The 13,587-nt window shown below is 57.6% G+C and carries 15 protein-coding genes; 13 read left to right on the forward strand and 2 right to left on the reverse strand.

What is annotated here, in order from left to right; translation table 11 throughout:
- The first annotated feature begins 1 nt into the window (after position 1).
- The 13 genes from hpf (at position 2) to ahcY (ending at position 11,089) form a co-directional block, all read left to right on the forward strand.
- Positions 2 to 550 carry a ribosome hibernation-promoting factor, HPF/YfiA family gene (gene hpf / locus RBR25_RS11995; RefSeq protein ID WP_432819789.1) on the forward strand — a complete coding sequence of 183 codons (549 nt, stop codon included), beginning with the start codon at positions 2 to 4 and terminating at the stop codon, positions 548 to 550.
- Positions 551 to 634: 84 nt separating this feature from the next.
- Positions 635 to 1,093, forward strand: coding sequence for a PTS sugar transporter subunit IIA (locus RBR25_RS12000; RefSeq protein WP_432819790.1), 459 nt, complete (start codon positions 635 to 637; stop codon positions 1,091 to 1,093).
- 52 nt (positions 1,094 to 1,145) lie between these two features.
- Positions 1,146 to 2,120: an HPr(Ser) kinase/phosphatase gene (gene hprK, locus RBR25_RS12005; RefSeq protein WP_432819791.1), complete on the forward strand. Its 975-nt coding sequence runs from the start codon at positions 1,146 to 1,148 to the stop codon at positions 2,118 to 2,120.
- On the forward strand, positions 2,113 to 2,991 hold the full coding sequence (rapZ, locus tag RBR25_RS12010; RefSeq protein WP_432819792.1) for an RNase adapter RapZ: 879 nt from the start codon (positions 2,113 to 2,115) through the stop codon (positions 2,989 to 2,991). The genes hprK and rapZ overlap by 8 nt, the downstream gene beginning before the upstream one ends.
- Position 2,992: 1 nt before the next feature.
- Positions 2,993 to 3,394: a PTS sugar transporter subunit IIA gene (locus RBR25_RS12015; protein WP_432819793.1), complete on the forward strand. Its 402-nt coding sequence runs from the start codon at positions 2,993 to 2,995 to the stop codon at positions 3,392 to 3,394.
- 18 nt (positions 3,395 to 3,412) lie between these two features.
- Positions 3,413 to 3,901: a PTS system mannose/fructose/N-acetylgalactosamine-transporter subunit IIB gene (locus tag RBR25_RS12020; RefSeq protein WP_432819794.1), complete on the forward strand. Its 489-nt coding sequence runs from the start codon at positions 3,413 to 3,415 to the stop codon at positions 3,899 to 3,901.
- Between the two features lies 1 nt (position 3,902).
- Positions 3,903 to 4,595, forward strand: a complete 693-nt coding sequence (locus RBR25_RS12025; protein ID WP_432819795.1) for a PTS sugar transporter subunit IIC — start codon at positions 3,903 to 3,905, stop codon at positions 4,593 to 4,595.
- The gene (locus RBR25_RS12030) at positions 4,595 to 5,329 is read left to right on the forward strand and encodes a PTS system mannose/fructose/sorbose family transporter subunit IID (RefSeq protein WP_432819796.1); all 735 of its coding nucleotides are present in this window, start codon (positions 4,595 to 4,597) and stop codon (positions 5,327 to 5,329) included. Before RBR25_RS12025 ends, RBR25_RS12030 begins: the two co-directional genes overlap by 1 nt.
- Before the next feature lie 39 nt (positions 5,330 to 5,368).
- The gene (locus tag RBR25_RS12035) at positions 5,369 to 5,635 is read left to right on the forward strand and encodes an HPr family phosphocarrier protein (RefSeq protein WP_432819797.1); all 267 of its coding nucleotides are present in this window, start codon (positions 5,369 to 5,371) and stop codon (positions 5,633 to 5,635) included.
- On the forward strand, positions 5,616 to 7,400 hold the full coding sequence (gene ptsP / locus RBR25_RS12040; RefSeq protein ID WP_432819798.1) for a phosphoenolpyruvate--protein phosphotransferase: 1,785 nt from the start codon (positions 5,616 to 5,618) through the stop codon (positions 7,398 to 7,400). The genes RBR25_RS12035 and ptsP overlap by 20 nt, the downstream gene beginning before the upstream one ends.
- A 98-nt stretch (positions 7,401 to 7,498) precedes the next feature.
- Positions 7,499 to 8,668: a methionine adenosyltransferase gene (gene metK / locus RBR25_RS12045; protein ID WP_432819799.1), complete on the forward strand. Its 1,170-nt coding sequence runs from the start codon at positions 7,499 to 7,501 to the stop codon at positions 8,666 to 8,668.
- Between the two features lie 175 nt (positions 8,669 to 8,843).
- Positions 8,844 to 9,575 (forward strand): hypothetical protein, encoded by a 732-nt coding sequence (locus RBR25_RS12050; protein ID WP_432819800.1) that lies wholly within the window; start codon positions 8,844 to 8,846, stop codon positions 9,573 to 9,575.
- Positions 9,576 to 9,643: 68 nt separating this feature from the next.
- On the forward strand, positions 9,644 to 11,089 hold the full coding sequence (ahcY, locus tag RBR25_RS12055; RefSeq protein ID WP_432819824.1) for an adenosylhomocysteinase: 1,446 nt from the start codon (positions 9,644 to 9,646) through the stop codon (positions 11,087 to 11,089).
- A 70-nt stretch (positions 11,090 to 11,159) separates the two neighbouring features.
- On the opposite strand, the gene lptG is transcribed toward ahcY, so the two are convergent.
- Both lptG and lptF read right to left on the reverse strand, forming a co-directional pair.
- Entirely contained in the window at positions 11,160 to 12,242 is a 1,083-nt protein-coding gene (gene lptG / locus RBR25_RS12060; protein ID WP_432819801.1) for an LPS export ABC transporter permease LptG, read from the reverse strand.
- Positions 12,239 to 13,408: an LPS export ABC transporter permease LptF gene (gene lptF, locus RBR25_RS12065; protein ID WP_432819802.1), complete on the reverse strand. Its 1,170-nt coding sequence runs from the start codon at positions 13,406 to 13,408 to the stop codon at positions 12,239 to 12,241. The genes lptG and lptF overlap by 4 nt, the downstream gene beginning before the upstream one ends.
- Positions 13,409 to 13,587 lie beyond the last annotated feature (179 nt).

The raw sequence follows: 13,587 nt of genomic DNA on the forward strand, positions 1-13,587 counted from the left end.
CATGCAGATTGATGTGACATTCAGACATATGGAAGTCAGCGAGCCGGTTCGCGCCTATGTCGCGGAGAAGCTGGAACGGGTCAAGAAATATATTGACGAGCCGATTGACTCCCAAGCCTTTCTTTCGGTGGAAAAGAAAATCCGTCATAAGGCGGTGGTGACGATCAGCGCCAAGGGCGTCACCATCAAGGCTTCCGAGGAAACCAACGACATGTACGCCGCCATCGACGCGGTGATCGACAAGATCGAGCGGCAGCTCAAGCGCTACAAGGAAAAGCTGAAAAAACACAAGCCGGCCGCCGGTAAGGAGCGGCAGATCCAAAAGACCGTTTTCGCCGCCGAGAGTATCGATCTCGGATCTCCCGAGCCGACCATCATTCGCAGCAACAGTTTTTCGGTCAAGCCGATGGCCGTGGAGGAAGCGGTCATGCAGATGGATCTTCTCCACAAGGACTTTATCGTCTTTACCGATTCGATTACCGACGAGATCAACGTTGTTTATCGGCGCAAGGACGGCAACTACGGTTTGATTGTCCCCCAAACCAAGTAAATTCCTGGCGCGGCCCGACGATGAAACGTTTATTTTTATCGTCGGGCCGTTTCCCGTTTACCAACCCGATATGAAGTGCAGGTCATGAAGATTGCGGAACTACTGAATCCGAAGGCGATTGCCGGCGAGTTGCGGGCATCCGGAAAGGGTGAGGCCCTTGGTGAGTTGACTGACGTTCTCGTCAGCGCTTCCGACAACCTGGACGCCGAGGAGGTTCTGCGCGTTCTCCATGAGCGGGAAGCTTTGGGGAGTACCGGTATCGGCGAAGGCGTGGCCATTCCCCATGGCAAGCTGGCTCGGCTTGACCGGTTGCTTCTCGCTTTTGGGCGCAGCCGCCAGGGGGTTGATTTCGATTCGATGGATGGCCGTCAGGCCCATCTCTTTTTTCTCCTGGTCGCCCCCGAAGAATCGGTGGGGGTGCATCTGAAGACCCTGGCCCGAATTTCCAAACTGCTGAAGAACCCTTCGGTGCGGCGTCGTCTTATCGAAGCTCCTTCGGAACAACTCTATGACATCATCGTCGAGGAAGAAGACCGGATGTAGCAGGTTTTTTCCCTTTTGCTGTTCATCGCGAACCCCAGGTTAGTTCAAAGGCATGGCTGGTCTGAGTATCCAAGAGTTGCTGGCCGAGAAAGAAGCCGGGCTTGATCTCGAATTGTTGGCCGGTGAGCGCGGTCTTGACAAATGTATCCAGGTGCCCCGCATCCAGAAACCCGGCCTGGCTTTCGCCGGCTATACCACCAATCTTCATCCCGACCGCATACAGGTTCTCGGTTCCACGGAATTAAGCTACTTGGATCAGCTTGATCCCCGGATCGCTGAACGTCATCTACGGCGGCTTTGCGAACTCGATATCTCCTGTTTTATCATCACCAAGGGGCAACAGCCCCCCCGGCTGTTGATCGATTGTGCCGAGCAGTACGCCATTCCTCTGCTGCGTTCGCGGCATCAGAGTTCCCGTTTTATCTCCCTGATTACCCAGTTTTTGGAAGAACGGCTGCTTCCTTCCACCACCGTCCACGGGGTTCTGGTGGATATCCTCGGCGTCGGCGTTCTGCTTCTGGGGAAGAGCGGTATCGGCAAGAGCGAATGCGCCCTTGATCTGGTTCTCAAGGGGCACAAGCTGGTGGCCGACGATGTGGTCAAGGTGCGTATGAAGCTGCCGGCCGTTCTTTTTGGCGAGGGCAACGACCTGCTTCATTATCATATGGAGATTCGGGGTTTGGGAATCATCAATATCCGCCACCTCTTCGGGGTTGCCGCCACGCGTGAGCGCAAGAAGATCGATCTGGCCATCGAACTGGTGGAATGGCAGGAGGGCGCCGCATACGACCGGCTTGGACTCGAAGAGTTGCGTTATGAAATTCTCGGGCTGGAAATCCCCTTGATGAAGGTCCCGGTGCGCCCCGGGCGCAACATTACCACCATTATTGAGGTCGCGGCCCGCAATCAACTGCTCAAGGAGATGGGCTACCACAGCGCCCGAGAGTTTCAGGACCGTCTCGAAAAACGTATGGCCGAAACCGCTTGGTTGCATGCCCATTCCATTATTGGAGACAACCTTGAATAACAACCGTAAACGGGTCATCATCATCACCGGGCTTTCCGGTTCCGGCAAGAGTTCGGCGGCTCGTGCCTTGGAGGACGAGGGCTTTTTCGTGGTGGACAACCTGCCTTTGGCGCTGTTACCCAAATTTCTCGGCCTGGTCGAACAGGGGGTGCGTTTTACCTCCGAAGTGGCGGTGGTCATCGACATCCGTAATCGCGGTTTTCTGGCGGAATTCGAAACGACTCTGGAAACGGTGCGACACGCCGGTTATGAACTGGAAATCTTCTTTTTTGAGGCTTCCGATGAGGCCTTGACCCGTCGTTATTCGGAAACCCGGCGTCGTCACCCTCTTGCCTTGGCGGGAGGAGTGGCCGAGGGGATTCGCCAGGAACGCCTTCTGCTGGCTCATTTGCGCGGCCGGGCCACGGCGATCATCGATTCCTCCCGTCTGACGCCCCATCAACTGCGGGATATGGTGGTGCGTCGGGTGCGTGGCACCGGGGAAGCCCTCCCTTTGGTGGTGCATTTGCAGTCCTTCGGCTTTCGCTACGGATTGCCTGCCGAGTCCGACCTGGTGATGGATGTGCGTTTTTTGCCGAATCCCCATTTCGTCCCCGAATTGCAGCCTTTGACCGGGCGCGATCCGCAGGTTCGCGATTATGTCCTCGCGCAGCCGGAGACTCGCGAATTTCTCGAACGATTTGAGTCCCTGTTCGCTTTTTTGCTTCCCCAATACCGGCGCGAGGGGAAGAGTTATCTGACCGTTTCCATCGGTTGCACGGGGGGGCAGCATCGCAGTGTCGCTATCGTCGAGACCCTGCGCGACCGTTTCGCCGCGGCGGAAGTTTCCCTTGAAGTGGTGCATCGCGATATCAGCAAAGGGCAGAAATAAGATGATAGGACTGGTAATCGCTACCCATGCCCACCTGGGTGAGGAGTTTCTTCGTGCGGCGGAGATGATTGTCGGGCCGACTGAACAGGCCCGCGCCGTCAGTATCGACATGGGCGACAGTGTCGATTCCATCCGGGAAAGGATCGCGACGGCGATCGGCGAGGTGGGAAGCGACGGCGAAGGGGTCGTCATCTTGACCGACATGTTTGGAGGAACCCCATCCAATATCAGCCTGGCCTTTCTCGAGCAGCAACGGGTTGAGGTCGTGACCGGCGTCAACCTGCCCATGGTTCTGAAATTTTTCAACAGCGGCGAGGGCCTTGCCCTGGAAGAACTGGCCGCATTGCTCAAGGCTTGCGGCGAACAGGGAATTTTTCTCCCCAGCGAGCTGCTGAAAAAGTAGCCGATGATGTGAAGGACCATGAGCATCGTTCTTGCCCGCATCGACAATCGTTTGATCCATGGTCAGGTTCTGGAATCCTGGGTGCCCCATGTGCATGCCGATTGCCTCCTTGTCGCCAATGACGGCGTCGCGGGTAATCCCATGCGGAAAATTCTTATGGCCGCCGCGGTTCCCAAGGGCCTTGGGGTCTTCATCGAAACCCTTGCCGGCGCCGCCGATCTCTTTGCCGGAGGCAGGCTGATCGACCGCAAGGTTCTGCTTCTTGTCGCCACGTCCGAGGATGCTTTGGCGCTTTATCGGCTCGGCGTGGCTTACGACAAGCTCAATCTCGGCAATCTCCATGGCGGAGAAAACCGCCGCCGGGTTTCCTGCACCATTGCCTTCGCTCCCGAAGACTTCATCAACCTTGGGCACTTGGAAGCGGCCGGAGTCCAAGTTGTCGCCCAGTGTATTCCCGCAGACCGGGAACGGGACTGGAAGAAACTCTCCCCGCAACGGGAGGGTTGAGATGGCCTTTTCGCCGGATTACCTTTACGCCGGACTGATTTCCCTGCTGGTCGGGCTGGATCGCACCGCCGTTCTGCAACTGCTCATCTGTCGGCCGATCGTCGCCGCGCCCCTGACCGGCTGGGTTCTGGGGGATTCCCAACTCGGCCTGCAGGCCGGAATCCTGCTGGAACTCCTGTGGCTGGGGCGGCTGCCGGTGGGAGCGGCGATCCCGCCGGATGACACGCAGATTGCCGTGGGGGGGACGGCTTTGGCCCTGGTGATGGGTGCCGGAGGCGTCGAGGATCTGCCCTTGCTTCTGCTCTCCCTTCTGGTCGCCTTGCCGTTGGGCAAGTGTGGTCAATTCTTCGACCATCTCGCCCGCTTGGGGAATGGCCGGTTGCTGGTTTGGGCGGAGAAGGATCTCCACCTCGGCCGCCCTCTGGCCGCGACCCGTTGGCATCTTTTGGGACTGGTTTTCTTCGCCCTGGCGTCCCTGGGAACCTATCTCGGGATTGTTCTCCCCGGCTCCCTGCTCCTGCCCTGGCTTGCTCCGTACCTTCTGCCCCAGGTCGGGGAAAGTGCTCCCTGGCTGTTTCTGGCCTTTCCGCTGGTGGGGACGGCGGTTTTTCTCGGTACCTTGCGCAGCCGGCGTATCCTGGCCCTGTACCTGCTGGCTTTTTTTGCCGTCTATCTGCTCCGGGAGGGGTTCTGATGCTCCCCCTCGGCGTTCGCGTGCGTGTCCTGTTACGTCTCCCCCTGCTGCAGGCGAGCTGGAATTACGAGCGCATGCAAAGCCTCGGTGTCCTCTACATTCTCTTCCCGGCCTTGCGGCTCATCTATCGCGACGAGGATCTGGTTCGGGCCTGCCAGAGGCATTTGGCCTATTTTAATACCCATCCTTTCATGGCCGCACCCCTTCTCGGTACGGTGCTCGCCCTTGAAGAGGGGGGAGAGACGGCCGTCGGGGGCGCTATGGATGTGGATGAATTCAAGGCGATGTGCATGGCGCCCTTTGCGGCCATGGGGGATGCCCTCTTCTGGGGTGGTCTTCGTCCCTTTGCGGCTGTGTTGGCCCTGTTGCTGGCCGTGAGCGGTTTCTGGTGGGCTCCCCTGGCCTTTCTGTTGCTCTTTAATCTCCCCCATGGCGTTGCCTTTATCGCCGGGCTGGGCGGCGGTTATCGGCAGAGGCTGGGAATGATCGAGCGGATTCAGGGGTATCGTCTTCCTGATCTGGCGGTGCGCTGCAAAGAGGGTACCGGTTTGCTTCTCGGCGCTCTGTCCGCCATCCTTGTCGGCGATACCTTGACCTTGGCGGAAGTCCCGCCGATCTGGGGGGCCGGTGTGCTTCTGAGCGTTCTTCTACTGGGCGGACTTGGCCGCTTGGGCGTCTCTACCCTGATTCTGATCCTGTTTATGTCGGCGGCACTGATGATCGTTTGCGGCTGATTCCGCCGGTGGACCATGTTGCTTTTGGGGATAAAAAAGATGAAAAAACAACGTTTTACCATTGTCAACCGCCTCGGTCTTCATGCCCGCGCCGCCGCCCAGCTGGTGCAGACGGCCAATCGCTATCAGTCAGACGTGACCGTCGAGAAGGAGGGCATGGAAGTCAACGGCAAGAGCATCATGGGAATTCTCATGCTGGCCGCCCCCAAGGGGTCTCAGATCGATATCAGCGTCTCCGGTCCCGATATGGAAGAGGCCTTCGCGGCCATTGCCCAGCTGGTGGAAAATGGCTTTGGTGAAGACTGACATCCCCGAGGATACCCTGCTCGTCGGTGTGGCGGCGTCTCCGGGCATCGCTCTGGGCCGTACCCACGTCATCGACCGGCAGCGTCTTTCCGCCATTGAACGGCGGGTCGCCCCCGGGGAGGTCGCCGGAGAGATCGCGGCGTTCAAGGCGGCGGTAGAAAGTTCCAGGCGCCAGCTCAACGAAGTTCGGGAAATGGCCTCTTCCCGAGAAATGGCCGAGCATCTCTACATCATCGATACTCACCTGCTGATTCTTGAGGACCGTCTTTTGCTGGAGGGCGTCACGAAGTTGATCCGGAACGATTTTCTCAATGCCGAAGGGGCGCTAAAGCGAACCCTTAAGAAGTTTCGAGAGGTTTTTGAGGCGATTGAGGATGAATATCTCCGGGAGCGGCGTTCCGATATCGACTCGGTGGGAGAACGACTGCTGCGCAATCTCAAGGGATATACCCAGCAGCCGATCGCCGTGATTTCCGATCAGGTGGTGGTGATCGCCCACGACCTTTCGCCCGCCGATACCATGCAGATGGACAAGGCCCGGGTGATCGGTTTTGCCACCGATCTCGGCGGGCGGACCTCCCATACGGCGATATTGGCTCGTTCCCTCGGTATTCCCGCGGTGGTTGGCCTGGAAACTCTTACAGTGCGCGTTCCCAGCGGACTCTCCGTCATCGTCGATGGTTTCCTCGGTATTCTCATTCTTAATCCGTCCTCCGCCACCATCGCCGAGTATCGTCGCAAAGAGCAGGCGCAGGCGCTGCGCGAAGAAGAGCTTCTCGGCCTCAGCCAATTGCCGGGGGAGACCTTGGATGGTGTTCGTATCCCGCTGCGGGGAAATGTCGAGCTGACCGAGGAACTGCCCCTGGCCCTGCGCCACGGCGCCGAGGGAGTCGGTCTTTTTCGTTCTGAATTTCTCTATCTTAATCGCTCCGCTCCTCCTTCCGAGGAGGAACAGTTCAATGCCTATCGGGCGGTTTTGGAAGCGATGGCGCCGCAGCCGGTGACTATTCGTTCCCTGGATCTCGGCGGCGACAAGCTGGCTCCGGAAATCAACATCTCCGACGAGCTCAATCCCGCGCTCGGACTCCGCGCCGTGCGTTTCTCCCTGAAGGAGCGGCGGCTCTTCAAGACCCAGCTGCGGGCGATCTTCAGGGCTTCGGCTTTTGGTCGGGCGCGGCTGATGTTGCCGATGGTCTCTGGCGTCGCTGAGCTGCGGGCCTGTCGGGAACTCTGCACCGAGGTTCAGGCCGAGCTGGCTGCGGAAGGGGTGGCGCACGATGCCGCATTGCCCGTTGGGATCATGGTCGAAGTTCCCTCGGCAGCACTCATAGCCGACCTGCTGGCACGGGAGGCCGATTTTTTCTCCGTCGGTACCAACGATCTGATCCAGTATTTTCTTGCCGTCGATCGCGGGAACGAACATGTCGCCTATCTCTACGAGCCGCTGCATCCCGCCATTCTCCGCGCTCTGAAGCTAATCTGCCAGGCGGCCCGACAGGCTTCGATCCCTGTGGGGATGTGCGGGGAAATGGCCGCCGACCCGCTCTATACCCTGATCCTCCTCGGGCTGGGTTTCGATGAACTGTCCATGAATCCGCCAAGTATCCCCCGGGTCAAGGAAGTGCTGCGTCGGATTCGGCGATCTGAGGGAAAGGAATTGCTTGAACGGCTCTTGAGCTTGACGACCGCTTCCGAGATTAATCGCTGCCTGGAGACCGAGATGACCCGACGTTTTCCCGAGCTGTTTCGCCCCCCGGAACCCTGACTGCCCGTTTGTAGTTGATTCTGATGCCGGAGCTTGTTATAAGACGTATTTTCGAACCGGATCATGAATTTCCGTTATTTCAAGGGAGAAGAAAGCCCATGGCTATGACCGATTTCCTTTTTACTTCCGAATCCGTAACCGAGGGGCATCCCGACAAGGTCGCCGACCAGGTTTCCGACAGCATTCTCGACGCAATCCTCGAACAGGATCCCCGCTCCCGGGTGGCTTGCGAAACCCTGGTCACCACCGGCATGGCGATGATTGCCGGTGAGATTACCACCAGTGCCCGCATCGACTATCCGGTCATCGTTCGTGAAGCCATCAAGGAAATCGGTTACAACGATTCGGCCATGGGGTTTGATTGGGAAACCTGCGCTGTTTTGACTTCCATCGACCGGCAATCGCCGGATATTTCCCAGGGGGTGACCGAAGGGGAGGGGTTGCACAAAGAACAGGGGGCCGGCGACCAGGGACTGATGTTCGGCTATGCCTGCAACGAAACCCGCGAGCTCATGCCCATGCCCATTACCTTTGCCCACAACCTAGCCAAGCGTCTCAGTGAAGTGCGTAAAAACGGGCTGCTCCCTTTTTTGCGTCCCGACGGAAAATCCCAGGTTTCCATCCAGTACATCAATGACAAGCCGATTCGCGTCGATGCCATTGTCGTTTCTTCTCAGCATGCCCCCGACGTCAGATACGAGACTCTCAGGGAGGCAATCATCGAAGAGGTCGTCAAAAAGGTTATCCCCGACAATCTCCTGGATGAAAAGACTAAATATTTCATCAACCCAACCGGTCGCTTCGTGGTCGGCGGGCCGATGGGTGACTGCGGACTGACCGGGCGCAAGATCATCGTCGACACCTATGGAGGCCAGGGTTCCCACGGCGGCGGCGCTTTTTCCGGCAAGGATCCTTCGAAGGTCGACCGCAGCGCTTCCTATATGGCGCGCTATGTGGCCAAAAATATCGTCGCTGCCGGTCTTGCCGATAAGTGCGAGGTACAGGTGGCCTACGCCATTGGCGTGTCCGAGCCGGTTTCGGTCATGATCAATACTTTCGGCACGGGCAAGCTCCCCTCCAATGAAATTGCCCGCATCGTCCGGGAAGAGTTCGACATGCGTCCCCGTGCCATCATCGAAACTCTTGACCTGCTCCGTCCTATCTATCGGAAGACCGCCGCATACGGCCATTTCGGTCGTGAACTGCCGGAATTTACCTGGGAACGCACCGACCGGATTGATTCCCTGCGCAGTCGTGCCGGCCTCTGATCGAGACCGGAAAGGAAACCTGAAAAGGCGAACCGCAAGGTTCGCTTTTTCTTTCCCCGTTTCCGCAGTTGATGCCGATCCCCTTACGTTTGGGGCATCTTGGTTTTTCGATTGTCGAAGCGGGGGAAGCTGCTAGACTTTAAAGATAAATGCGTTGATCACGAAGGAGGTCGATATGTCGCATATCAGGACAATCCGCTTGTTTTTTTTGCTCGTCATGTTTGCGCTGGGGGGGTGTGCCTCCTATAAGAGTCAGGAGGTTCCATTCCGTCCGCCCGCTGCTTATGCCGGTATGCAACTGGTGGCGGGAGCCCAAGTCGCCGCCGAGGCTTATGCCGACAGCGCCGTGGCCCGGGAAAATTTCGGCTTCGATATTCGTGGGGCGGGAATTCTTCCGGTGCAGGTCATCATTGACAATGTTGGTATCCATCCTCTGTTGATCGTGCCGGACCAGACCTTCCTGATCGACAGCGAGGGGCGTTACTGGAATGTCCTCGATAACCGCACCGCCTATGAACGTCTTGAGACCAGTTCCGAATTCGGTGAAATCGCCAAAGGCGTGGGTAAGGGTTCATTCATCGGCGCGGCCGGCGGCGCGCTGCTCGGTGCCGCCATCGGGATCGTCGCCGGGGAGAATGTCGGCACCGCCGCGGCTAAGGGCGCGGCTCTGGGCGCAGCCGGAGGTGCGGTCATCGGCGGTACCCAGTCGGGAACATCCGGCGATGCCGGTCGGCAGATATCCCGCGATCTCGCCAACAAGCATCTGGAAAACCGGAGTATCGCCGCCGGTACCCTGGGAAGGGGGTTTCTGTTCTTTCCCGCTGAGGCGACTTCGGCCCGCGAACTGCGGGTGCAGTTCCGGGAAGTGGATACCGGACAGCTCCACTCGCTGGTCTTGCCTCTGTGATGCTTCATTGATTCAACCGTTCCCGTTCAACATATAAAGGAGTTTCATGCGTAATGAGCGAAAAAAAAATGGATTTTAAAGTCAAGGATCTGCAACTGGCGACCCTCGGGCGTAAGGAAATCGAGCTGGCCGAGGTCGAAATGCCGGGTCTGATGGCTCTGCGTGAGGAATATCGCGGACAATATCCGCTTAAGGGGGCGCGAATTACCGGTTCGCTGCACATGACCATCCAGACCGCCGTGCTGATCGAAACCCTGGTTGCCCTTGGCGCCAAAGTTCGCTGGGCTTCCTGTAATATTTTTTCCACCCAGGACCAGGCGGCGGCGGCGGTGGCCGTCGGCCCCGAAGGGACTGCGGATCGCCCGACGGGAATCCCGGTCTTCGCCTGGAAGGGGGAAACCCTGAGCGAATACTGGTGGTGTACCGAGCAGGCTTTGTCCTGGCCCGATGGGCAAGTGTCGAATATGATCCTCGACGACGGTGGTGATGCCACTCTGATGGTCCTTGAAGGGGCTAAATGGCAGGAAGCAGGCGTTCCCGAAACGAGTCAGGATGATCCCGAGGACTGGGTCGAACTGATCAAATGTTTGCGTGCGTCGATCGCTGCTCGACGCAACGACTGGGTGGAAATTCGCAACTCCATCCGCGGCGTCACCGAAGAGACCACCACCGGCGTGCATCGCCTTTACCAGTTACAGCGCGATGGGCTGCTTCCCTTCCCGGCGATGAACGTCAACGATTCGGTGACCAAGAGCAAGTTCGACAATGTCTACGGCTGTCGCCACAGCCTGGTCGACGGCATCATGCGCGCCACCGATGTCATGCTTTCCGGCAAGGTGGTCGTCGTTTGTGGTTACGGCGATGTCGGCAAGGGATGCTGTCAGGCCCTGCGTGGCCAGGGTGCGCGGGTCATCGTCACCGAGATCGATCCGATCTGTGCCTTGCAGGCGCTGATGGAGGGCTACGAGGTCAAAACCCTGGAGGATGTGGTGGATACCGCCGACCTTTTCATCACCACCACCGGCAATCGTGACGTTATCCGCGCTGTCCATATGACGCGTATGAAGCATAACGCTGTTGTCGGCAATATCGGCCACTTCGACAACGAGATTGAAATGGCGGCGCTGGCTCGGGTTCCGGGGATCAAAAAGGTTAATATCAAGAATCCCAAGGAGCACGGTAATCAGGTCGACCAGTGGTACTTCCCCGACGGTCACGCCATCATTGTCCTGGCCGAAGGCCGGTTGCTCAACCTCGGCTGCGCCACCGGCCATCCCTCTTTCGTCATGTCCAACAGCTTTACCAATCAGGTTATGGCGCAGATCGAACTCTTCAATAATGACGGCCGCTATGAAAATCGGGTCTATGTGCTGCCCAAACAACTGGATGAAAAAGTCGCCCGGCTGCATCTCGGCAAACTTGGCGCCCGTCTGACTATCCTGCGCCCGGAACAGGCGCAATATCTTGGTGTTCCCGTGGAAGGACCGTATAAGCCTGATCATTACCGCTACTGAGATTGTTGTAATCCCAAACAAAAAACCCACCTCGTTGAGGTGGGTTTTTTGTTTGGGATTACATTCGGAGCTAATCCCGGGTCGAGAGGAGTAGCCAGACTGCCAGCAGAGTAAAGATCAAAAGTGCCGACCAGGCTGCGACGAAAGGGGGGACGACCGCTGAATAGCCGAGGGTGGTGAGCAGGGTCTGAAGGATGAAGAAGACCACGCCGACGGCTACTGAGAGGGTTACGCCGACGGCTAGGCTGGCAGAACGCCCCTTGCGCAGAGCAAAGGGGATGCCGAGCATGGTCATGGTCAGGCAGGTGAAGGGATAGGCCAGGCGGGCGTGCATATCCACCTGATAGTTTCGGGGGTTGTAGCCTTCGTTTCGCATCTTCTCAACAAGACTGCGCAGTTCGAAAAATCCAAGTTGCTCCGCCTTGTAGAGAGTTTCCGTAAAGTCCTCCGGCTTCTTGGCCAGGTTTATGGACTTTTGGGAAAATCTCGTTCGTTCGATAATCATGCTGGTGTCGGGGGCGTACCGGTAGCTGACCAGATTCTCGAAAATCCAGGAGCCTTCTGTGTAGCGGGCCAGAGGGGCGTCGCGGCGGCTGATCAGATGAAAGGATTCGTTGAATTCGAGGATGGTTACGCCGAGCAGAAGATTGTTTTCGGGTTGTGACTGGCGCACGTGGTAGATGGTGCCATTTTCCCGAAACCAGATATTATCTCGCTTGAAAAGGATCTCCTGCTTGCCGCGCAACTCGTTGCGCAAGAGATAGTGAATCTTCTTCTGGTTGACGGGGATCAGGAGCTCATTCACAAAGAAGAGTCCAATGGAGAGCAGCAGGCCCGAGGCGAGCAAAGGCAGCGTGATTCTCCAGATGTTGATTCCTCCCCCGCGCATGGCGGTCAGTTCATTGCTCTTCGACAACCCCCCCAGGGTGCCAAAGGCGGCAAGCAGGATCGCCAGGGGAATGACCTGGGCCGCGGCGATCGGAAACATGTTGAGCAAGTAAAGGATATAAAGGGAAGGCGCGGCGCCATGTTCGATAAAGTCGTCGACCTTTTCGAGAAAATCGACCAGCAAAAAAATGCCGACAAAGGCACCCAGGGACAAAAGAAGCAGACGGGTGAAAATGCTGAGAATGTAACGGTGCAGAAGACTCATGCCCCGACCCCCTTGCGTCCTTTCCGAAAAAGCAGCGGCAGGGTACCGAAGCTAAACGGTCGTTCCTGGGCGGCGCGCTGGAAGAGGTAAAGCCCGCCGACGAGAAAGATCAGACTGGGAACCCACAGGGTAAGGGCGACGGGAAAACCCGATTCGGCAACCAGGGTTTCCGCCAAGGAGAAGGAGAGATAGTAGCCGAGAAAGATCAGCAGTGCCACGGAGAAGTTGCCGCTGCGACCGGACCGCTGGGAATGTACTCCCAAGGGAACACCCACCAGAGCAAAAAGGAGCGGCGCCAGGGGGAAGATGAGGCGGCTGTGGAATTCAATGGAAAGCTTGGTCTTCTCTGACGGACTTTCGTTGTCGGAGAAGAGAACTTGCGCGAGCTCCCGGGAGCCGATCTCCGCCGGTTTCGGTGGCCGTTTTTCGGCTTGTTCCAGCTGCTGTCCCATGTTCAGATTCACGTCGTAGGTGGAAAAACGGATGATCTGATCCGCTTCTTTGCCCGGTGTGGCGCGGTGAATGGTCCCGTTTTCGATGCGCAGGGTGAGCATCAGAGCCTGGGGATCGGAAAAAATACGGCCCTGTTGTGCGAAGATGATCGATGGGCTGGAGCCGGTACGCTGATCGGAGATCATCACCCCTCGGAAGACGTTGCCCTTCTTATCGACGTCATCGATATAAAGAACAAGGTCGTCGAATTCGTCATTAAAGACATGAGGCTGAATGCCGACATTGGCCCGCTTGGCGGCGATATTGAAGATCTGCTCGCGAAAGGACCGGTTCCCGGCCGGCCCCAAAACAAGGGTGAGTAATCCGGTCGTCAGGGCCGTGAGAAAGGCCAGAACCAGTACCGGACGGAACATGTGATAGAGGCTGACCCCCGAAGACTTCAGGGCGATGATTTCACTGTCCGCACAGAGCCGTCCGAAGCCGAGCATAATGCCGAGCAGAAAAGCGAGAGGTAGGGTAATGACCAGAAAGGAGGGAATCAGAAACGAAAAGAGCTTGAGGATATCAAGCGCAGGAACCCCCTTGTTGATGACCAGTTCCATCAACTTGAGAATGCGCCCCATGAGCAGCACGAAGGTGAAGACAACCAGGGCGAGAAGGGTGGGAACACCGACTTCCCTAGCGATATATTTATGTATTCTCCGGATCGACATGGCTGCGAATCTTAGACCAACCGAAAGCGCTTGTAAACCTGATTGCAGGATTTTTTTCCTTGCTCCGACGGCGAAGGGCATGCTATAGACACCCGTTATCCAAAACATCACGCACGCTTCCGGACTTACCGGACGGTGTTCCGTCAATGGCTGACGGAAAATCCGGTGAGAAGGATGGA

The sequence above is a fragment of the Trichloromonas sp. genome (assembly GCF_034006665.1).
Taxonomy (GTDB): Bacteria; Desulfobacterota; Desulfuromonadia; order Desulfuromonadales; family Trichloromonadaceae; genus Trichloromonas.

Coding starts and splice junctions, on each gene's coding strand:
- RBR25_RS12015 (WP_432819793.1), top strand. CDS start 2,993: ATGATAGGACTGGTAATCGCTACCCATGCCCACCTGGGTGAGGAGTTT.
- RBR25_RS12000 (WP_432819790.1), top strand. CDS start 635: ATGAAGATTGCGGAACTACTGAATCCGAAGGCGATTGCCGGCGAGTTG.
- RBR25_RS12050 (WP_432819800.1), top strand. CDS start 8,844: ATGTCGCATATCAGGACAATCCGCTTGTTTTTTTTGCTCGTCATGTTT.
- hprK (WP_432819791.1), top strand. CDS start 1,146: ATGGCTGGTCTGAGTATCCAAGAGTTGCTGGCCGAGAAAGAAGCCGGG.
- ptsP (WP_432819798.1), top strand. CDS start 5,616: ATGGCTTTGGTGAAGACTGACATCCCCGAGGATACCCTGCTCGTCGGT.
- lptF (WP_432819802.1), bottom strand. CDS start 13,408: ATGTCGATCCGGAGAATACATAAATATATCGCTAGGGAAGTCGGTGTT.
- RBR25_RS12025 (WP_432819795.1), top strand. CDS start 3,903: ATGGCCTTTTCGCCGGATTACCTTTACGCCGGACTGATTTCCCTGCTG.
- hpf (WP_432819789.1), top strand. CDS start 2: ATGCAGATTGATGTGACATTCAGACATATGGAAGTCAGCGAGCCGGTT.
- lptG (WP_432819801.1), bottom strand. CDS start 12,242: ATGAGTCTTCTGCACCGTTACATTCTCAGCATTTTCACCCGTCTGCTT.
- RBR25_RS12035 (WP_432819797.1), top strand. CDS start 5,369: ATGAAAAAACAACGTTTTACCATTGTCAACCGCCTCGGTCTTCATGCC.
- metK (WP_432819799.1), top strand. CDS start 7,499: ATGGCTATGACCGATTTCCTTTTTACTTCCGAATCCGTAACCGAGGGG.
- RBR25_RS12030 (WP_432819796.1), top strand. CDS start 4,595: ATGCTCCCCCTCGGCGTTCGCGTGCGTGTCCTGTTACGTCTCCCCCTG.
- ahcY (WP_432819824.1), top strand. CDS start 9,644: ATGGATTTTAAAGTCAAGGATCTGCAACTGGCGACCCTCGGGCGTAAG.
- RBR25_RS12020 (WP_432819794.1), top strand. CDS start 3,413: ATGAGCATCGTTCTTGCCCGCATCGACAATCGTTTGATCCATGGTCAG.